General features: G+C 70.6%; 15 protein-coding genes. 8 read left to right on the forward strand and 7 right to left on the reverse strand.

Annotation, left to right across the window (positions count from 1 at the left end; translation table 11 throughout):
• Positions 1 to 920: penicillin-binding transpeptidase domain-containing protein (locus QSK31_RS43235; protein ID WP_285690812.1), on the forward strand; the 920-nt coding region annotated here is incomplete at its 5' end.
• Between the two features lie 74 nt (positions 921 to 994).
• Complete coding sequence (locus QSK31_RS43240) at positions 995 to 2,473, forward strand: glycosyltransferase family 87 protein (RefSeq protein WP_285690813.1); 1,479 nt, start codon at positions 995 to 997, stop codon at positions 2,471 to 2,473.
• Here the strand turns inward: QSK31_RS43240 and QSK31_RS43245 are convergent.
• Positions 2,460 to 4,508, reverse strand: coding sequence for a hypothetical protein (locus QSK31_RS43245; protein WP_285690814.1), 2,049 nt, complete (start codon positions 4,506 to 4,508; stop codon positions 2,460 to 2,462). The two genes, QSK31_RS43240 and QSK31_RS43245, sit on opposite strands and share 14 nt — an antisense overlap.
• A 503-nt stretch (positions 4,509 to 5,011) precedes the next feature.
• Complete coding sequence (locus QSK31_RS43250) at positions 5,012 to 5,788, reverse strand: deoxyribonuclease IV (protein WP_285690815.1); 777 nt, start codon at positions 5,786 to 5,788, stop codon at positions 5,012 to 5,014.
• A 124-nt stretch (positions 5,789 to 5,912) separates the two neighbouring features.
• On the opposite strand from QSK31_RS43250, the gene QSK31_RS43255 reads away from it, so the two are divergent.
• The 5 genes from QSK31_RS43255 to rplI all read left to right on the forward strand — a co-directional run bounded on the left by QSK31_RS43255 (position 5,913) and on the right by rplI (position 8,839).
• A complete protein-coding gene (locus QSK31_RS43255; RefSeq protein ID WP_285690816.1) occupies positions 5,913 to 6,914 on the forward strand; it encodes a hypothetical protein in 1,002 nt (333 codons plus the stop codon).
• A gap of 272 nt (positions 6,915 to 7,186) precedes the next feature.
• Positions 7,187 to 7,480: a 30S ribosomal protein S6 gene (rpsF, locus tag QSK31_RS43260; protein ID WP_285690817.1), complete on the forward strand. Its 294-nt coding sequence runs from the start codon at positions 7,187 to 7,189 to the stop codon at positions 7,478 to 7,480.
• A 68-nt stretch (positions 7,481 to 7,548) separates the two neighbouring features.
• Positions 7,549 to 8,109 carry a single-stranded DNA-binding protein gene (locus QSK31_RS43265; protein ID WP_285690818.1) on the forward strand — a complete coding sequence of 187 codons (561 nt, stop codon included), beginning with the start codon at positions 7,549 to 7,551 and terminating at the stop codon, positions 8,107 to 8,109.
• A 26-nt stretch (positions 8,110 to 8,135) separates the two neighbouring features.
• Positions 8,136 to 8,375 carry a 30S ribosomal protein S18 gene (gene rpsR / locus QSK31_RS43270; RefSeq protein WP_285690819.1) on the forward strand — a complete coding sequence of 80 codons (240 nt, stop codon included), beginning with the start codon at positions 8,136 to 8,138 and terminating at the stop codon, positions 8,373 to 8,375.
• A 14-nt stretch (positions 8,376 to 8,389) separates the two neighbouring features.
• Positions 8,390 to 8,839, forward strand: a complete 450-nt coding sequence (rplI, locus tag QSK31_RS43275) for a 50S ribosomal protein L9 (protein ID WP_285690820.1) — start codon at positions 8,390 to 8,392, stop codon at positions 8,837 to 8,839.
• 102 nt (positions 8,840 to 8,941) lie between these two features.
• Here the strand turns inward: rplI and QSK31_RS43280 are convergent, their stop codons facing one another.
• The gene (locus QSK31_RS43280; RefSeq protein WP_285690821.1) at positions 8,942 to 13,456 is read right to left on the reverse strand and encodes a hypothetical protein; all 4,515 of its coding nucleotides are present in this window, start codon (positions 13,454 to 13,456) and stop codon (positions 8,942 to 8,944) included.
• 521 nt (positions 13,457 to 13,977) lie between these two features.
• Between QSK31_RS43280 and dnaB the strand changes: the two genes are divergently transcribed.
• Positions 13,978 to 15,378, forward strand: coding sequence for a replicative DNA helicase (dnaB, locus tag QSK31_RS43285; protein ID WP_285690873.1), 1,401 nt, complete (start codon positions 13,978 to 13,980; stop codon positions 15,376 to 15,378).
• 6 nt (positions 15,379 to 15,384) lie between these two features.
• Here the strand turns inward: dnaB and QSK31_RS43290 are convergent, their stop codons facing one another.
• Genes QSK31_RS43290 through QSK31_RS43305 form a run of 4 tightly spaced genes read right to left on the reverse strand, consistent with a single transcriptional unit; the run spans position 15,385 to position 20,287 of the window.
• Entirely contained in the window at positions 15,385 to 15,786 is a 402-nt protein-coding gene (locus tag QSK31_RS43290) for a hypothetical protein (protein ID WP_285690823.1), read from the reverse strand.
• On the reverse strand, positions 15,779 to 19,594 hold the full coding sequence (locus QSK31_RS43295) for a toxin glutamine deamidase domain-containing protein (protein WP_285690824.1): 3,816 nt from the start codon (positions 19,592 to 19,594) through the stop codon (positions 15,779 to 15,781). Before QSK31_RS43295 ends, QSK31_RS43290 begins: the two co-directional genes overlap by 8 nt.
• Positions 19,591 to 19,923 carry a hypothetical protein gene (locus QSK31_RS43300; RefSeq protein ID WP_285690825.1) on the reverse strand — a complete coding sequence of 111 codons (333 nt, stop codon included), beginning with the start codon at positions 19,921 to 19,923 and terminating at the stop codon, positions 19,591 to 19,593. Before QSK31_RS43300 ends, QSK31_RS43295 begins: the two co-directional genes overlap by 4 nt.
• Positions 19,916 to 20,287 carry a YbaB/EbfC family nucleoid-associated protein gene (locus tag QSK31_RS43305; RefSeq protein WP_285690826.1) on the reverse strand — a complete coding sequence of 124 codons (372 nt, stop codon included), beginning with the start codon at positions 20,285 to 20,287 and terminating at the stop codon, positions 19,916 to 19,918. Before QSK31_RS43305 ends, QSK31_RS43300 begins: the two co-directional genes overlap by 8 nt.
• Between the last annotated feature and the right edge of the window lie 39 nt (positions 20,288 to 20,326).

Consider the following 20,326-nt stretch of genomic DNA (forward strand, 5'->3'; position numbering starts at 1 on the left):
CCGGCCAGGAAGGCCGCATCGACCTGAACAAGGTCACCGACAAGGAGAAGCTGAAGGCGCAGCTCGGCAACGAGATCGGGTACGGCCAGTACGCGATCACACCGCTCGACCACGCGAACGGCGTGGCCACGCTGGCCAACAACGGCAAGTACAACAAGGCGCACTTCGTCAAGTCGGTGCAGAAGCGCGACAACGCGACCGGCAAGTTCAAGGCGTACCACAACGAGAAGCTCGCGCCGAAGGCCGCGTTCTCGGAGGACGTCGTGGCGGCCATCGACCACGTGCTGCAGCAGATCGTCAGCAAGAACGGCAAGTCGCTCAAGAACGGCTACGAGGCGATCGGCAAGTCCGGCACCTGGGAGTTCAAGGACGGCAGCACCAGCGAGAACGGCGACGCCTGGTGGGTCGGCGGGACCAAGCACCTCGCCGCCTCCGTCTGGATCGGCCGGGAGCAGGTCAAGAAGAAGAAGATGGAGCTTCTGCCGATCTACTCGACGCCGAAGGGCAAGAAGGGCATGACCGGCGGCTCGGTTCCGGGTGACACCTGGAAGGTCTTCATGGACCTCGCCAACAAGGCACTCGACGCGAAGAAGGACGACTTCCCGCCGGACGTCAAGGTCGGTGACCCGAGCAAGAAGGGCAACGGCCTCGAGAAGCCCAAGACCGAAAACCCGGCGTGTGACCTCCTGGGCGGCCAGTTCTGTGAGGGTGGCAACCCCGGCGGTCAGAACCCCGGTGGCCAGAACCCCGGTGGCCAGAACCCGGGCGGTCAGAACCCGGGCGGCATCACGTTCCCGCCGCCGAACCCGGACAACGGCAACGGCAACGGCGGAAACGGCAACGGCAATGGCGACGGCGGCCAGCAACAGCCAGGTGATACCAACGATCAGGGCGGCGGCCAGAACAACGAGGACGATTAGCTCACGGCGCTCGCCCCCGGGACACCGGGGGCGAGCGCCGTTTTCGTCTGGTTCATGAGGCATGATGCCAAGTCATGAGCACCGAGCCTGATCACCTCGAGCGTGATCATCCCGTGAGGTCAGCAGCGCCGGACTCGTTCGTCCGCGGACTGTCCGAGGCGATCGGTGGCCCGCTCGGCGAACACGCCGCCAACCCCGACGGCCGGCCCGGCAGGTTCTGGACCGCCGCGCGGATCGTGCTCGCGCTCTGCTGCCTGACGCTGGCGCTGCACTGGGTGCAGAAATCGCCCTGCCGGGACGGCGACTGGCAGGACAACACCCAGTACACGCACTTCTGCTACACCGATGTGCTGGCGCTCTACTACGCCGAGGGCCTCAACGAGGGCAAGGTGCCCTACCGCGACCACGCCGTCGAGTACCCGGTGGTCACCGGCTACTTCATGGGCGCGATCGGCTTGCCGGTGCACGAGATCGGCAAGAACAACCCGTCCATCAACCAGGGCACCTGGTTCTACGACGGCAACGCCCTGCTGCTCAGCATCCTCGCCGTGGCCACCGCCGCGGTGATGCTCGCCCTGCGCCGGCGACGACCCTGGGACATCGCCCTCTTCGCGCTCTCCCCGATCCTGCTGTTCACCGCCACGATCAACTGGGACTTCCTCGCCATCGGGTTCGCCGCGTTCGGCCTCTACGCCTGGACGAAGCGACATCCGGTGCTGGCCGGCGTCCTGATCGGGCTGGGCGGCGCGGCCAAACTCTGGCCGATCTTCATCCTCGGCCCGCTGCTCTTCCTGGGCCTGCGATCCCGGCGGGTCCTCGAGTGGGGGTACGCGTTCGGCGCCGCCCTGGCCGTCTGGGTGGCGGTGAATCTGCCCGTGCTGCTGTTGTGGCCGGACAGCTGGGCGCGGTTCTTCAACCTGAACACCAGCCGGCCGATCGACTGGGGCACCCTCTGGTATATCGGCCGGTTCCTGGACACCAAGTGGAACACCGGCGTGCCCGGCGACCAGGGCCCGTTCCAGTGGCTGAGCGACCACATCGGGGTGCTGAACTGGATCAGCTACGGCCTGTTCCTCGTCGTCGCCTGCGGGGGGATCGCGCTGCTCATCCTGCTCGCCCCGCGCCGGCCCCGCCTGGCACAGGTCGCGTTCCTGGTGGTCGCCGCCTTCCTGATCTTCAGCAAGGTCTGGTCCCAGCAGTACGTGCTCTGGCTGCTGCCGCTGATCGTCCTCGCCCGCCCGAGGTGGGGCGCGATCCTGGCCTGGACGGTCGCGGAGATCGGCTACTACGCGGCGTTCTACGCGGAACTGCTCGGCGCCGGCGGTAAACCGGTGATCCCCGAGGGGACGTTCGTGCTCGCGTCGGGCCTGCGCCTGGCCACCGTCGTGATCCTGTGCGCGCTGGTGATCCGGGAGATCTGGCGGCCGGAGCTGGACGTGGTCCGGCAGTCGTACGCCGACGACCCGGACGGCGGCATCCTGGACGCCGCCCCCGACGCCCCGTGGGTGTCCCGATTCCGCGGAACGGTACTGAGAAGAACTAGCTCAGCCTGAACACCACCGTGTCCTCGTCGACGTCCTCGCGCCGGATGCCGAGGGCGTCGACCGGGACGTCGCCGGCCTGCTCCCAGACCGTGCCGCCCACCCGCGAGCGGACCAGGATCACCGTCTGGATGCCGGCCGCGCGCAGATAGTCGATGCTCGCCGCGTCCGGGAACGAGGCCACCGACTGCCGCAGCTCGGTCTGCCCGGCCGCGGCGAAACCACCCGACCCGTTCGCGATCGGCTGGAAGCGGGACGTCGACCACAGCATCGCGATCTGGTCGCCCAGCGCCGCCGCCGGCAGAACCAGCACCGGCCCGGCCTCGGTGCGCATCGCGGACGGCTGGTCGGGCTGCACCGGATGCGGTGTCGCGTTGACCGTCTCCGCCAGGACGAGAAGCAACGGCACGAACGTCGCCAGCCGCAGCCACGGCCCGGGGAACGGCGGGATCCGCTGTTCCGCCCACTGCTCCGCCCGCCGGACGAACTCCGCCACCGCGCCCGCGGCGAGAATCGCCAGCACCAGCGTCACCCAGAGCATGAGGCGCCCGGGGATCCGCAGCCCGAACGACGCCGGGAAGTGCCCGAACAACGGCAGATAGGTCCACCTGCCGTCGAAGAACGCGGTGCCCATCGTGAGGATCACCCCGACCGCCAGCCCGGCGACCAGCAGCAGCCGCTGCCACCAGCGCCACACCGAGAAGACCAGGCCGGCCAGCGCCAGCGCGTACAGGGCGAAGCCGGGCAGCAGCGTCATCTCGGCCGGCCAGCTCAGCGACGCCCGCGGCACCTCGTGCGAGCCGCCCCAGACCCGCGACTCGGCCGGTGCGATCAGCAGGCTGCGCCAGGTCGGTGAGAAGAAGTCGATCTCGGCGCCGCTCGGACCACCACCCGGCACGCGCAGATAAGGAATGGCGACCAGCGCGCCGATGCACGCCACGACCGTCACGCCGAGCAGGTCGGCGACCCACACCCGCCAGCCGAGCACCGGCCGCTTCCGCTTGCGGTGGCGGCGCCACCATCGCAGCGGCACGCCGAGCAGGATCAAGAGCACAACCCCGACGAGGACGTACGCGAACGGCACGCCCAGCGAGAACCCGAGGCTGACCTGCCAGGCCGCCACCAGCCAGCCGGCCGCCACCCAGCCGGAACGGCGTCGCGCCGGCCGGAAGCCCCACCGGATCGACCACCCGTGGCCTCGCGCCAGCATCGCCAGCGCCAGCGGGATCCCGCCGGCCGAAACCACGTCCAGATGTCCCTCCTGGGCCATCCGCCACGGCGCGTACGCGAACGCGACCGCCGCGACGACCGCCCCCGTGCGCCCGGCGCCGAGCTGCCGGACCAGCGCGTAACCGCCGATGAACAGCAGCGCGTGGGCGAGGACGAAGAGGATGTTGTACCGCAGCAGCGCCGCGCCCGGGCCGTCACCGAGCATCCCGGCGGGCGCGTAGCCGAGCAGGCTGTCGCCGTACGCGAAGCTGTTGTGCTCGGGGTAGAAGGCGTTGGACTGCCAGAGCTGCGCGGGGTCGGTGATCAGCACGTGCCCGGCCCAGGCGACCTGCCAGGCCTGGCGGGCCGGGTCGTAGAGCTCCTGCGGGACGGTGTGCAGCGGGTACTGCAGAGCGGGCCAGGTCAGGACCACGGCCAGGAGCAGGCCGCCGTAGACGACCAGCGCGTACTCGTGGCGGAACGCGCGGCCGACCCGGCGGAGGCCGCGCCGGATGCGTCCGGGGGCTCGCTCGGTGGTCGAGGCGAACGCGGACCACGGGTCGGGCGGCGCGCCGGGAGGGCGTTCGTCGCGCAGGGCCTTCTTGCGCTTCCTGCGGCCCTTCTCCGGCTTCTCCTCGGTCTTCTCCCCGGCTTTCTCCCCGAGTTTTTCCGGGTCGCTCCCGTCCGTCTTCTCTGTCTTCTCCTCGTCCGTCTTCTCCTCGACGGCGGTGGCCGTGGCCGCACCGGTCTGTCCGGCCCCGGCCGGCGCGTCAGGTTTGTCGTCGAGGCCGGCCTCGTCGTCGAGGCCCGCCTTGGCGCGTTCGACCTCGCTCAGCACGCGGGTGACCGGGGGCGCGCCGACGCGCGAAGAGCCCTCCGGACCGGCCGGTGTGACTCCCGCGCCCTTGATCTCGCCGGCGAAGGCGTCCGGGCCTTTACTCCCTTGTGGCCCGACAGGAGCACGCCCGGCGCCACGGATGAGCCGCCGCGCAAAGCCACCGAGACCACCCCGGCGCCCAGCCGGCGCCTCGCTCCCGGCAGAGTCCGGCGCGGCCGGCTTGCCGGAGGAATCGCCCGCCGGTGAAGGTTTCGGAGCGCCCGCCGCGACATCATCGGCTTCATCGCGCGCAGGCGCGGGGGCGGCCTCTGCGGACGCCTCCTGGTCCGGCGACGGCGGCGCGGCCTCTGCCTGCTGCGGCGGTGCCGTCTCTGCCTGCTGCGGCGGCGCGGCCTTTGTCTGGTCCGGCTCCTTGGCACGCCCGTCCCGCGGCGGCGGCGGGCTCGGGGTCGCTGCTGCCGGCTGGTCCGTCGTCATCCGTCTCCCCCGGAACGCCCGCCTGCTCAGCTGCCTGCGCGCTCGCGCAGGAGTGCGATGTCGGCCGACTGCCCCTCGACGCCGCCCGGAGTCTCCACGATGACCGGTGCGCCGGCGGCACGAACCACGGCCACCACCAGTTCCGGGTCGATCTTGCCACTGCCGAGGTTGTCGTGGCGGTCCCGCCCGCTGTCGAAGGCGTCCTTGGAGTCGTTGGCGTGGATCAGGTCGATCCGCCCGGTGATCGCCTTGACCCGGTCGACGATGCCGAGCAGATCCTCGCCGCCCGCGTGCGCATGACAGGTGTCGAGGCAGAACCCGGCGCCGAAGCCACCCACCACGTCCCACAGTCGCGCCAGGTTGTCGAAGGTGCGGGCGATCGCGTTGTCGCCGCCCGCGGTGTTCTCGATGAGCACCGGCAGCGGCAGGCCACCGTCCTTCTCCGCGTACTCGAAAGCCTTGCGCCAATTGTCGAAACCGGCGGCCAGGTCGCTCTCGGAGCTGACATGCCCGCCGTGCACGATCAGGCCTTTCGCGCCGAGATCGGCGGCCGCCCTGGCGTGCGACATCAGCAGCTTGCGGCTCGGGATGCGGATCCGGTTGTTCTGCGTCGCGACGTTCACGATGTACGGCGCGTGGATGTAAACGTCCACGTCGGACGCTCGTAGCGCCTCGGCGTCGGCCCGCGGCTGGGGTGACTTGTACCCCTGGGGATCGGTCAGGAAGAACTGGACCGCGTCCGCCTTGCGGTCGGCGGCCCCGGTGAGGGGATCGGCCGGGTCGACGTGAGCTCCGATGCGCATGGGTCGAGCCTACGACGCGGGTACGACCGAACGCGCCCGCGTCACCGCCGCTTGTGACCTCTCGTTAACGGATTGATCACGTTTGCCTACCGGGGCCGGAGTCGGCCGTAGCTGGGAGATACGCATGTCGCAGGTCCGATATCGGGTGGCCGCGCTGACGCTGGGGGGACTTCTCCTCGGCTTGCCGCTGTTGACCAGCGGGACGGCGAGCGCGGAGCAGATCGAGGCCGGGGACCGGCAGGTCGTCTTCGACGGCAACGGGATGCTGGGGCTCTCCTGTCGCTCGGCGCCGGACGTGAGCTCGATGACGGTTCCGGCCGAGTCCAAGGTGCGCGTGGTGAACCGGACCGGTTACCCCGCGCGGCTCAAGCTGGGCAACTCGCTCAAGGGCACGCTGCCCGACGACGGCTCGGCCGAGCTGGTCTTCCGGCACGGCACGACGGCCGTGCAGCTGACGCCGTCCTGCCCGTTCCGCACCGAGTCGACGCCGCTGCTGGTCACCGCGACGCCGGAGCCCACGGGTCCGCCGCCGGAGGATGAACCGGAGCCGACGTCGGAGCAGCCGACCGGTGGTGCCGTCAACACGCCTCCGACCACGCCGTCGACCACGGGTGGCGCGCCGACTAGCACGGGTTCCACGCTGCCGGACACCTCCGCGCCGACCGGCCGCCCGACCCGGACCGCCACCTCCACCGCGACCACGACGACGCGTCCGGGCTCGCCGCGGCCGACCGACGAGCGCACGCTGACGCCGGCCACGGTGGTGGCGGTGCAGACGATGCCTCAGGGTGGAGCGGCGACGACCAAGGTCAGGGCCAAGGCTCTGAGGGGTACGGACGTGACCACGCCGACGTTCGCCGGCATGCCACCGGGCGAGCAGCGGGCGATTGTGCCCGGCGTACCCACGATCGGTCTGCCGACCATGTCGGAAGCCGCAGCCCTGACGCCCGGCGTGCCACCCACCGACGTCGCGGCGGCGGAGCCGGTCGCGGAGATGAGGCCGATGCCGGAGAACCGACCCGTCGGTCTGCTCGCGGTGGTGGCGGGGGTGTGCGTGCTGGGCGTGGCAGTAGCCGCCATTCGGGCATTTGTGTCGCAACGTGCATCCCGGGCAAACATCGCGTAAGCTACCCGCAGCAAGCTCCGCGGGGCGGCTGTGTCCAACCTCATCGGTGTGGTCGTTCCTCCCCAGGTCCCACCCAACGAATGCGGACCGGACGCCCCGCGGCTCCTCGGACGGGCCTCGTCGCACCTGCGGCGGGGCCCGATTCCATTTCCGGGCGCCGACCTGGCTACACTTGACCGTCCGCCTGGGCCGCATCAGGCCTGCGTGGACGACACAAGACCTCCTGCCACGGAAATACCGTGGCCGCTCAGCCCACAGGAGGTGAGATTGTCTTGCGTCATTACGAACTGATGGTGATCCTCGATGCCAGTCTCGAGGAGCGCACCGTCGCCCCGTCTCTCGACACGTACCTGAACAACGTGATTCGGAGCTCGGGTGGCTCGGTGGAGAAGCTCGACGTCTGGGGCCGTCGCCGGCTCTCGTACGAGATCAACAAGAAGGCCGAAGGCATTTATGCCGTGGTCGACCTGCAGGCGACGCCTGAGGCCGTCGCCGAGCTGGACCGTCAGCTGCGGCTGAACGAGTCCATCCTGCGTACCAAGGTCATCCGGCCCGAGACCCGCTGACGCTCGTTTTTGTCGGGGGGCTCTGAGAGCCTTCTGCGAGAACGACGGAAAGCGGCGAGGAGAAGATCATGGCAGGAGAAACCACCATCACGGTCGTCGGGAACTTGACCGACGATCCCGAGCTCCGCTTCACCCCCTCGGGTGCGGCGGTCGCCAAGTTCCGCATCGCTTCGACGCCGCGGACCTTGGACAGGCAGTCCGGGGAGTGGAAGGACGGCGAGCCACTCTTCCTCGCGTGCAACATCTGGCGTGACGCCGCCGAGCACGTCGCCGAGTCGCTGACCCGCGGCTCACGGGTGATCGTGCAAGGTCGGCTGCGCCAGCGGTCCTACGAGACCCGCGAGGGCGAGAAGCGCACCGTCTACGAGCTCGAGGTCGACGAGATCGGCCCGTCGCTCCGCTACGCCACGGCGAAGGTGCAGAAGATGAGTCGCTCCGGAGGGAGCGGCGGAGGCTTCGGTGGCGGTGGTGGAGCCCGGCCAGCCGGTGGCGGCAGTGGCAACGGCGGTGGCGGCGGAGGCAACAACTTCGACGACCCGTGGGCCACGGCGGCACCGGCCTCCACGAGTGGAGGGGCGGCCGGCGCGAGCCGCAGCTCCTCGTCCTTCGATGACGAGCCACCTTTCTAGATCTGAAACGTTCAGGAGTAAGAGCAATGCCTAAGGCTGCCGCACTTCGCAAGCCGAAGAAGAAGGTGAACCCGCTCGACAAGGACGGGATCACCTACATCGACTACAAAGACACCGCGCTGCTGCGCAAGTTCATCTCCGACCGCGGCAAGATCCGCGCTCGGCGGGTCACCGGCGTGACCTCGCAGCAGCAGCGGCAGATCGCCCGTGCGGTCAAGAACGCCCGCGAGATGGCGCTCCTGCCGTACACGGCCACGGCACGCTGAGGGGAGGACCGGAGATGAAGATCATCCTCACGCAGGAGGTCACCGGCCTCGGATCCCCCGGCGACATCGTCGAGGTCAAGGACGGTTACGGCCGCAACTACCTGCTCCCGCAGAGCTTCGCGATGCGCTGGACCAAGGGTGCGGAGAAGCAGGTCACGGTCATCAAGCGGGCCCGCGAGGCGCGCGAGATCCGGGACCTGGGCCACGCCACCGAGGTCAAGGACCAGCTGGCCGGCCTCAAGGTGTCGCTGTCGGCGCGGTCCGGCAACGGCGGCCGGCTGTTCGGCTCGATCACCCCGGCCGAGATCGTGGACGCGGTCAAGGCCGCCGGTGGTCCGGCGCTGGACCGTCGTCGTCTCGAGCTGCCCGGTCAGATCAAGACGACCGGCCAGCACAACGTCAAGATCCGGCTGCACCCCGAGGTGACCGCCACGTTCCCCGTGACGGTTCTCGGAGCCAAGTAGTTCGGAGAGTTCGAGGAGCCCCTGGGTCTGCGGAAAGCGCGGACACAGGGGCTCTTCTCTGTGTCTGTGTTCCGGGCCGAGCCTCGAGGTCCTGCTTGCCGGCTAGCTGAGGCTGTTGCCCGTGATGGCCGAGGTCAGGACGGTGGCCAGGCCGCCGCCCATCACGGCCGCCGCCAGGCCGACACTGACCGCCTTCCAGGAGCCGCTCGCCCAACGCAGGCCGACCGCCATACCCATGCTGAGCACCAGCGACAGGCCGAACTGCGGTGCCGCCCCGGCCAGGGTGTCCAGGGCGGTCGCCTTCTCGTCGCCGTTCAGCACGACGAGGTAGTAGAGCAGGAACAGGACCACGGGTACGCCGTACCAGACGGCCGTGTAGCCGACCGCGGCGAGCGGGCCACCCGTGTCCTCCTCGATCTCGTCCTCGTCCGGCTCCAGCAGGCTGGTCGGGCGCATCGCGGTGGCCAGGCCGCCGCCGACCGGCCGCCGCTCGTACGAGCCGGTGCTGGACGGGCTCGCCGAACTCGCCGACCGCCGCGGCGGCCACTGGGTGTCCTCACCGGCGCCACCGCCCCGCAGCGCCGGAGGGGGCATCGCCTCGACGTTCGGCGACACCGGAGCGGCCGATACCGACGCGTCGCCGCCGCCCTTGAACGGCACGAAGTCCTGCGTGTTGAAGCGCCGCGACTCGCCGTCCGCGAGGTCGTTCTCCGCGGCCAGGTCCTTGCGCCAGTCCGTGCTGGTCGCGCTCTCCCGGTAGATGGCCGTCGTGCGCGTCGTGGATTCCCGCTCGGCCTGCAGCCAGTCCGGTTCCACCCGGCGGATCTCGGTGACCGCGTCGCCGACCGACGTCTCCGCCTCGGCACGAAGCTCGCCGCGCAGCTCATCGCGCCAGTCCGCGTCGCGGGGGTCGGCCGGCCAGTTGCCGTTCGTCCGCGAAGCCTGCTCCCGGCTCCACAGGTCCGGGCCGACCGTCGCGTCGCCCCGGCTCATCCGGGTACCGGTGCTGTCTGGCCGGTCGCCGCGGCTCATCCGCGTGCCAGTGGTGCCCGGGCCGTCGCCGCGTGTCATGCGGGTGCCCGTTGCGCCTGGGCCGTCGCCGCGTGTCATGCGGGTGCCGGTGGTGCCTGGGCCGTCGCCGCGTGTCATGCGGGTGCCGGTGGTGCCTGGGCCGTCGCCGCGTGTCATGCGGGTGCTGGTGCCGCCGGGGCCGTCGTCGTCCAGGCTCATGCGGGTGCCGGTGGCGTCCGGGCCGTCGTCGTCCATGCGGCGACGGTTCGGGTTCATCGGGCGGGCACGGCCGACAGCGTCAGGGGTACGGGAGCCGCCCTGACCACCGCGCGTCGACGTGTCGCCGGGCGCCGGTGACCACGGATCGACCGCCGGCCGCTCCTCGCCGCGCCAGCCGATCGCCCGAGCGCCGCCGGTCGGGCGGGGCGGCTCGTCGTCGTCCCGGCCACGGCGGCGCGGGGCGTCGCTGTCGTCCCGGCGCCACGTCTGGGTGACATCGTCGTCCGGACGCCAGCCTGCTGGGCCGTCACCGTCCAGGCGCCGGCCGTCGCCGTTCCCACGCCGGCCCGGGCGGTCGTCATCGATCGGCGGTCGGGTCTGGCGGGCGCTGTCGTTCTCGCTCCAGCCCGTTCGGGCGGTGCCGTCCGGGGGGCGGCCGTTTCCGCGCCAGTCCTGCGGGCCGTCGCGCTGGTCGTCCTCCCAGGAGCCGCGGCGCGGTTCGGAACGCCAGTCGGGCCGCTCCTCGCCCTCGCGCCACCCCGGGCCGCCCATGCCTGCCGGGCCGACCGGTTGTCCTGGCGGGCCTGGGCGCTGGAGTCCGTTCGGATCCCGCGCGCCCGGCCACGACGGACCGGTCTCCTCGGCAGGGCGGCCGCTCTCGATCGCCGCGCGGCTCTCGATGGCAGGGCGGCTCTCGATGGCGCGGGTCTCTATCGCGCGGGGCGGCTCGCCGCTACGCCGGGCCTCCGGCTCGACCCTGCGGCGGCCGCCCTCGGAAGGGGGGCCGTCGCGCCAACTCCCCGTATCGCCGGGGCGGGGGCGCCGTCCATCATCCCGCCAGCTGCCGGTATCCCCTGGGCCGGCGCGTTGGGCGTCGCGCCAGCTGCCCGTGTCACCGGGGGGTGTGCGGCGCATGCTCTCGGCTGCGCCTTCGTTGCGGTACCACTGCCCGGTGTCGGCGTCGCGCCGCCAGCCACCCGTGACGGGGTCGCCGCCGTCCGCGCCGTCGGCGGTCGGGTCGTTGGGCGTCAGGTCCTGGCGCCAGCTGTCGTCGCCACGTCGGGGGCCGTCGGCACGTCGCCGGCTGCCTGTGTCGTTTGGGCCGCGGGATCCGTTGACGCCGCCAGGCCCACCAGGGCCGCCGTAGCCACCAGGCCCGTCGGAGCCGCCGTAGCCACCGGGGCCGCCGTAGCCACCGGGCCCGTCGGGACCGACGTAGTTGCCGGGACTGCCAAGCCCGCCGGGACCCCCGGGCACACCGGGACCGCTCAGCCCACCGGGAATGCCAGGGCCGGCCTGCTGGCCGTTGGTGCGCCAGCTGCCCGTATCGGACGGGTTGGCGCGTTGCGGGTCGCGCCACGTCTCCGTAGGCGGCTCTTCGGAACGCCAGCCGACGGCGGCAGGCCCGGTGGCGGGTGGCGGCTGCTCGCGGCGCCAGCTTCCCGAGTCGCTGGGACCGGTCCGCTGACCGTTCTCGCGCCAGCTGCCCGTGTCCGCGGGATTGCCGCGCTGGGGATCACGCCAACTGCCCGTGTCGGCCGGATCGGCTCGTTGCGGGTCGCGCCAGCTGCCCGTGTCGGAGGGGCCGGCCTGTTGCGGGTCGCGCCAGCTGCCCGTGTCGGCCGGGTTTGCTCGCTGGGGGTCGCGCCAGCTGCCGGTGTCGGCGGGGTTGGCGCGTTGCGGGTCGCGCCACGTTTCGGTGGGCGGTTCCTCGGGGCGCCAGCCGATGGCCGCCGGGCCGCCGCCGGCCGGACCGCCGGCGGGCGGAGGCTGGGTGCCGCGCCGATCGTCGTCGCGTTGCCAGCCGCCGGCGGCCGCGCCGTTGACGCGAGGCGAATCGGCCGGGTCGCGGCGCCAGCTCGGGCCCTCGTCCTCGGAGGCACGGCGGCGGCCGGTCGGTTCGGTACCCCACGACGGCGCTCCGGTCCGCGGATCGGCGGCGTAGGAGGTCGGGCCGCCGGGAGGCTCAGGGCTTCGGGGCCCGGGACCTCGGGTGTCCGGGCTCGTGGGTGCGGCGCTCCAAGGCGCCGGGCCACCCTGACTCAGGCCGCGTGGGTCTCGACCCGGGCCGCGAGGGTCCAGGCCGGGGTCACGTGGGTCTTGGGCGAGACCGCGAGGGTCCTGGCCCAGGCCGCGGGGGTCCTGGCCGAGGTTGCGCGTGTCCTGGCCGGGAGCGCGCGGGTCGGGTTCGGTGTTCCAGGCGGGGGCGGCCGAGACATGCCGGGGCGCGCCCGGGTCGGTGCGCCAAGACGGCGTCGCCGTCGAGTTGCGGGCCGCGTCCGGGTCGTCACGCCACGACGGGCGGGCCGGGTCGTCGCGCCAGCCGGTGGCGGGCTCGTCGGAACCCCGCCAGGTGGGTGCGTCGCCGGGGGCGGCCAGAGCCGCCGCGTCGAACATCTGCATGCTGCCGGTATCGGCGTGGCCGGCCCAGTTGTCGGCGTCGGAACGGGTGCTCCACCCCGTACCGGAGCCGGTCCTTGATCCTGGATCCGCGGCACGTCGGCGGCCGCCGGGGCGGGACTCGTCGGCGCCGTACTCCCGCCGCCAGCGATCGCGGTCGTCCTCCCGGACCAGGTGGCGGGCCTCGTCGAACGGAGCCGAGCGCGCGCCCTGATCGGACGGAACCGTCGTGCCGTTGATGGTCGGCACGGGACCGGTGGTGTTCCAGGTCGGGCGGGCCGGGTCAGGCTGGTCGACCAGGCTCTGCCAGGACGGCGACGGGGTCGCGCTGGGACGGTCGGTGGACTGCCAGGACGGCGCGCTCTGCTGCCACGGTGCGGCGGGTGCGCTGGGCTGCCACGGCGCCGCTGGTGCGCTGGGCTGCCACGGCGCGGCCGAGGATGACGACGACGGCGGCTCGGTGAACTGCTGCCAGGCCGGGCGCGGCTCCTCGGCGGGGGGCGGCGGGCCGCCCGCGACCCGGTGCCACGAGGTGTTGCCGGCGCCGTCGTCGGTCTGCCACGTACGCGTCGCCTCGGTGCCGTTCACACCCGCGTCGTCACCCTGTGGAGCGGTGTACGCGCTGCCGGTGATCGCGAGCGGTTGCCGGGCGGCCGACTCGACCGGCGGCGTGAAGCCCTCCGCCCCGGCGCCGGTCTGCCAGGCCTCGGTGGTGGTGCGGTAGCCGTGCGTACCCGAGGTGGAACGCCACTCGGTGGTCTGCCGCCAGCGCGCCGTCTGCTCGGTCGCGCGCCACTCCGCGGTCTCGGTGCGCCACCCGACACCGTCGGCCGGGAATGCCGGGCGACCGGCCGATGCGGAGTCTGACCAGCGGCTCAGCTCCGCGCCGGAGCTGCCGTTCTCCTCCGGGCGGGAGGCCCACGCATCGGCCCGTTCGGCCCACGCGACCGCCTCGGGAATGGGCTGCATGCTCCCCGTGTCCGTCACGGAGCTGTACGTGTTCGAATTTTCGGTAGATTCCGGACCGATTTTGGATGAGCGGGACTCCGGCGCGCGGCCTTCACGCGGCAGGCGGGCGCCGTAGTCCCAATCCCGTTGGTCCACCTGAAAACTGTGACCGCTGAAAACGCGAACCGCAACGCCCAGAAGCGACGGCTTCGTCACGCCGGGCAGTTTTTGCTCGTCCACACCGTGAGGACAGCGAAATGCCAGCTAAAGAAGGCACATCAAAGTTCATCCCCAGCAGTTATCCCCAGGCTGTGCACAGGGCTGCGCACAGGTCTGTGCGGGATGTCCACAGGTTGTCCCAAGGCTCGTCCACCGGCCAGGTTGGGCAGGTCACCGGCCGCTTCGTATGCTTCCCCGGCCCCGTCGCACGCACCACACCGGCGTGGCGGGTGGTTCTGGCCACAGGATCAGCCGAAAGTGTCGTACCCGGGTTGTTTGATCAGGGTGGCCGAATGCGGATCGACCTCGCATCAGCGGTCGTGACGGAGGGGGAACACCGCGTGTCGATCACCGATGACACCCGACCACAGTCCCCGCCTCGGCCGTCTGACGGCGGCGGGAGTGGCGGCGGCTTCGACAAGTCGCCACCACAGGACATCGCGGCCGAGCAGAGCGTGCTGGGGGGCATGCTGCTCTCCAAGGACGCCATCGCCGACGTCGTCGAGATCCTCAAGACCCACGACTTCTACCGACCTGTGCACGCCACGGTCTTCGACATCATTCTCGACCTGTACGGGCGGGGCGAGCCGGCCGACGGCGTGACGGTGGCCGCCGCCCTGTCCGACGCGGGCGACCTGCAGCGCATCGGTGGCGTGCCCTACCTGCACACGCTGATCGAGAGCGTGCCGACCGCGGCCAACGCGTCCTACTACGCGCGGATCGTCAGCGAGCGCGCCGTGCTGCGCCGGCTGGTCGAGGCGGGCACGAAGATCGTGCAGCTGGGCTACGGCACCGGCGGCATGGGCGGGCGCGACGTGGACGACGTCGTCGATCTGGCCCAGCAGGCGGTCTACGACGTGACGGAGAAACGCGTCAGCGAGGACTTCGTGGTGCTCGCCGACATGTTGCAGCCCACCCTCGACGAGATCGAGGCGGTCGGCGCCGCCGGCGGCATGATGACCGGCGTACCGACCGGCTTCTCCGACCTCGACCGCCTGCTCAGCGGCCTGCACCCCGGCCAGCTGATCATCGTGGCCGGCCGCCCCGGTCTCGGTAAGTCGACGGCGAGCATGGACTTCGCCCGCAACGCGGCGATCCGCGCCAACTGCGCCAGCGCCATCTTCAGCCTGGAAATGAGCAAGATCGAGATCGTCATGCGTCTGCTGTCCGCCGAGGCCCGCGTGCCCTTGCACGTGCTCCGCTCCGGCCAGCTCTCCGACGACGACTGGACCAAACTGGCCCGCCGCATGGGCGAGATCAGCGAGGCCCCGATCTTCGTCGACGACACCCCGAGCATGAACCTGATGGAGATCCGGGCCAAGGCGAGACGCCTCAAGCAGCGCCACGACCTCAAGCTGATCGTCGTCGACTACCTCCAGCTGATGACCAGCCCGAAACGCACCGAGAGCCGCCAGCAGGAGGTCGCCGACCTGTCCCGAGGCCTGAAACTCCTGGCCAAAGAGGTCGAGTGCCCGGTGATCGCGGTGAGCCAGCTGAACCGAGGCCCCGAGCAGCGCACCGACAAGCGCCCCCAGCTCTCCGACCTCCGAGAGTCAGGCTCCATCGAGCAGGACGCCGACGTCGTCATCCTCCTTCACAGGGACGACTACTACGACAAGGAGTCCCCGCGAGCGGGCGAGGCCGACTTCATCGTCGCCAAGCACCGAAACGGCCCCACCGACACGGTGACGGTCGCCGCTCAGCTACACCTTTCCCGCTTCGTCGACATGGCCGTCGTCTGACGCGTCCTACGAGGACGGTTCGTCGTCCTCGGGCTGCCAAACCCCGTCCGCGAAGTCCTCGTCGTCGTCTTCGAACTCCGCGCTGAGGTCTTCCTCTTCCATCCAGGCGCCCAGCCCCGCGGCACAGATCCGTCGTAGCTCTTCTTCGGTCGGCAGCTGGTTATGCAGATCGTCCCGTGCGACCTGCTCGGCGCGCGCGCGGTCGATTCTTTCCCGCTGGTCCAGGAGGTTTTCGTCGAAGAGGAACGCCGTAGCAGCGTCCGGGTCGAATCTCCATGCCTTATCAAGGGCGTTCCACATGACTGCCTGCATCGGTCCCTCGGCATTGAGATAGGCGATCACGCTCGACGGCGGGGACGACGCTCCGTTTGCCCGAAGTGCGAGATATCTGAAACCCAGGTCAATCAATTCGCCCACCTTGCGCTGAAAGATCGGACCAGTCTAGACCGTATCGAGAAAGAACGGAGTCGAAGGTCTTACCCTTGGACGCGAGCTTCGCGTTATACAACTCCCACTGGTCGGGAATATCCTTCAGCCACTCGGCAAACGAGCTGTCGACGGTCTTGTCGACCTGGATCGACTCGACTCCCGGCGGCTGGCGATCATTCATGCCGGCTCGCTTGTTGATTGCCACCATCTTCAGGAATGCACGGACCTTCTTGGCGATGTCGAAGTCCTTCTGACGGATAGTCTCGTAATACTTGTGAGTCCGGCCATTGATCTTCCTGGACGACTCCGTCGGGAACTGAATCTCGATCTTCATTCCGGTCCGGTCGGTCACAGAGACATTGAGCCCGTTATGGCGACCTCCCGGTCCCCAGAAGCTCACTTTCCGGGTGACCTCGTATCCTCGCTCGTGGAGCAGATCGAGAACATCCGTCAAGGACTCGACATAGTTTGCTTCGCTCAACTGAACAGTGAACCGCACGCGATCCTTCATTCCTCCGAGCGTTTGGGGAATGTCTATCGATCCAGCTCTGACATCGGGTGCGATCGTACGAGCGATCGACTCCGGAGTCTTTACGCGGTGTTCGGTGCCGAACAATCGAGGTCCCTCTGAGTTGCCATCCGGATTCAGATCGCTCACGATCGTTCGCAATTCCGACAAGGTCCGGTCGGCGACGCCCTGGCAAGTCACGTTGTCTGACTGCAGCGTTGCGCGAACGGTCTCGGGCAAGGATTGAAGGGCTCGACGCTCGGCAGCACGTGCCCGGTCGAAGAAGGGCCAACCCTCGGGGTCGGGGGCGTTGGAAGTGCGGGGTGAGAGGTGGGACGGGATTGTTGAGTACTCGCCCTCGGGGTTGGTCAGCAGGGCGCTCACCGACACCACATTGGATGGACCCGGGAAACCTGTGTGGGTGTAGAGGGGGATGTCCTCTGAGATTCTTCTGGTTTGGGGGTCCAGGAAGAGGACCGTGCCGCCGTGGTTGACGGCTGCCCAGGCGTGGGCGTCGCCTCCGGAGGACTGGGTGATGATGAACGCGAACGCGCCATGTTCCAAGGACAAGAGCTGGTGGGACAGGTTTTTCAAAGCCCTGTCGACCGTTTGCCCGGTGGGTGGGCCTGGCGGAGTCAGGTCGACGAAACCGCCCTGGATGGTGTCCTCTATGCGGGATCTGCCGGCCGTTTCGGGGCCCAGCGGGCGCATGGGGTCGCCCACCGCGTAAGAGTCGAAGGTTCTGGGGGCTGACACCCGGGGGCGGCCGTGGACGTAAGTGTCGAACAAGGACAGGACGCCGTCCACGCAGTTGATGCCGCGGGTCGCGTCGGCCTCGGGGCCGCCGTCGTTGGCCAAGCCGAACCACCGGCCCTCGCGCGGGTCGGGGCGGCGGAGCGGGCGATTGTTGTGGTCCTTCGGGACGGCTCGTTCCAGCTCTTTCTGGTGTACGGCCAGAGGGCGCCGCAAACCGCCCGGCATGTCGTAGCGGCGGCTTCGCTCCACCGGGGCCGGGATGTCGTCGTCGGTGACCCGGGACCTGCTGTCGGTGTCCACGCCACCCGTTGTCAAAGCGCCGACGTCGTCGTTCAGGCGGGTCCAGGCTTCGAACTCCACCCGGGTCCTCGGCGGGCGGGCGTCACCCGATGCGACCAAGGTGGCCTGGGCCGACAGGGTCTCCGAGCGGGAAGTCGCCGTGCGCGCCGAAGCTCTGAGCTGGTCGGCGCGCATGGTGAAGCCCTGCACCCGGGCGTCGGCTGCCTCCCGTGTCAGCCGGCCCGCCGACGTGGCCCAGCCTTCCGACTCGTCGTGGAGGGCGCGGGCGTCACGCTCGCGGCGGTCGGCCTCGAAAGACCTGCGGGAATCGCGCAGATATCCGACGTACGCATCGATCTGCTGTTGATCTTGGGGTGGGCGCGTGGACGTGCGCTCTCGTGGCGGCGCGGCCGGCGCACCCGGACCCAAGGCTGCCGCGATCAGGTCCAGATCCGACGATCCCTCGTGGGACGGGGGACTGACAGGCGGCGAGGTCCGGCTTCGTGGCGGCGCGTCGGGCGACGGCGGTGGCGGCGGAGGTGACGGCGGCGACGGCGGTGACGGCGGCGACGGCGGTGGCGGCCGGACAGTCGAGGTGGCGTCAAAGGGCGGAGAGGGGCGGACGGCAGGCGTCGTATCGGGGTGCGGGCGGGCGCGCGGGGGTGCCGTATCCGCAGGTGGCGCGTCGAGAGAGGCTGACGGCGGCGGGGCGGGGCGCGAAGGAGGGGGCGCGGCACCAGGCTGCGGCTGGTCGTTGCGGGGCGCCTGGCCGGGATCGGGGATCGGGTGCGGGCCGGGTCGGCTGCCGGACGGCTCGGCGGTGGACGGTCCCGGGGTGGGAAGGCCCGCAGGGGCGATCGGGGACTGAGCCGATGGAATCGCAGCAGACGGCGCCGTCGCCGACGGTGAGGGCGAAGGCTGTATGCCGGAAATAGCTGGCCTCGAGGCCGGGTCCGCCGAGGGGTTGCCTGCCGGTGAGCTGCTGGCCAAAGAGGACCCCGCACCGTGATCTTCAGCGGCACCGGAAATAGTCGGAATGTCGGAGCGACCACTGGCTGCAAGATCGGACGTCGGTTTAGAGGCCGCGGAGGAGGGGTCGGGGTCCAGAGCGCCCAAGCCTCCGGGATCCGAACCAGTGGAATGCGGAGTCGGTCCGGTATGGCCGGGACTCGATGAACCTGAGGAGTCTGGCGCGGCCGGGAAGTCAGCGGAGACCGGGGAGCTCAGACCGGCCACGCTGAGAGGCGACGGGTCCACGCCCGCTGACGGGATCTTCAGGCCCGAGATGTCCGGTGTGGACGGCCCCGACAAGGCCGACCCGACCTCACCCGACAAGGCCGACCCGACCCCACCCGACGACGCCGACTTGGCCACGCTCTCAAGATCAGGCAGGTCACCGGTGACGGCAGCACCGCCGAACTCGCCCAGAACCTCACCGGCCGCGCCCCGCAGGATGCCGTGCCGGCCGTGCCCGGCGCCGACATGCGCGCCGCCGGAAGCGAACCCGCCACCGAACCCGGCCGCGGTCGAAAGCCCCAGGTCAGCAACGTCAACCCCGGCACGGCGCCCGGTGGTGTTCTGATACCCCTGGATCAGCGCGTTGGTCGCGAACTCCTCGCGAGCCTCGTCCAAGCCTTCGTGCAGCGCCCCGCGGGCCAGCGCCATCCGCCCGGCCCGGGTCGACAGTTGCTTGACGGCCCGGGAACCGGCCTGGCGCAACGCCTTCCGGCTGAGCTGTTCGACCAGGCGGCGGAAGATCTGCTGGATGATCAGCCGGGTGGCCGCGATCAGGCCGCCCGCCGCCGGCGATGCCGCGCCGAGGGTCGCGGCGACCGCTACCGCCATGCCGATCAGCTCGATGACGAAGAGGCCGAGCTCGATCCACGCCTCGATCTTGGCGCCCTCGATGTCGCAGCCGCACTCCTCGACCATTTTGCCGAGTTCTTCCGCCACCTCGATCAGAGATTCCAGGGGTACGCCCTGCCAGGCCCCCTCGAAGGCGTCGGCGCCCGCCCCGGAGTAGCCGCCCAGGATCCGACCGGCCGCGGCGTCCGCGTCCGCGGAGGGGGCGGCGAGCGATTCCGCCAACAAGAACCAGCGGTCGGCGACGTCCCAGGTGGTGGCCTCGTTGCCGTCGGGCCAGTCGAAGCCGACCACCCATTCGAGCGCCTCGTACGCCCAGCCGGGCAGGTCCCACGGGCTGAACTCGAGCGGATGCGGGATCGGGCTCGGCAGCACGCTCACGCAGGGTCCTCGTACGCCCGGGTCACCCGTACCGAAGCCTGGAGATCTGTGGTCTGTGCCTCGGCGACGACGGCCTGGACCTGCTCGCCCAGCGCTCGCACCTGCCTGGCCATGGCCTCGAAGGCCGCCAGGACCTGCTGTTCGGCGGGGCGGTAGCCGTTGTCGAAGGCGCGACCGATCTCGTCGCCGCCCCAGGGCCGCGCGGCCGTGGCCGGCACCAGCGTCGTCCGAGTGTCGGCGAGGAGGTCGCCGAGGGCCTGACCGGCGGCGAACAGTGCCTGCCCGCCCGCGGCGACCGCCGGCCCGTCGAGCGAAACATGATCAGACATCGGGGTCCCGCAGCAGCGTTTCGAGGTCGCCGTCCTTCATGTACCGCATCGCCCGGGAGGAGGACGGCAGGTAGCCGGCCATCAGGTCGCGCACCTGTTCCTGCGCCCGCGTCGTCGCCGCCTGCACGGTCGAGACAATGATCGACGCCGATGGCGACTTGCGCAGAGCCAGGTCGACGAGGTGGCCGCGCGCATCGACGGTCGCCGTCACGGTGCCGTCCCGCGAGGTGGCGGTCACGCGCAGCGCCGCCATCTGTTTCTGCAGGTCACCGAGGCCGGAGCGCAGTCGCTGCACCTGCCCGGCGACCTCGTCGAAGCGCGCCCGCAACGCTTGATTGACGTCGCGGTCAGCGGTGTCCGCCACCCCGGCCCTCCCCTGCCGCTTGCGAAGTCAGGGTTCGCA

It is taken from the genome of Actinoplanes sp. NBRC 103695, assembly GCF_030269485.1.
GTDB lineage: Bacteria > Actinomycetota > Actinomycetes > Mycobacteriales > Micromonosporaceae > Actinoplanes.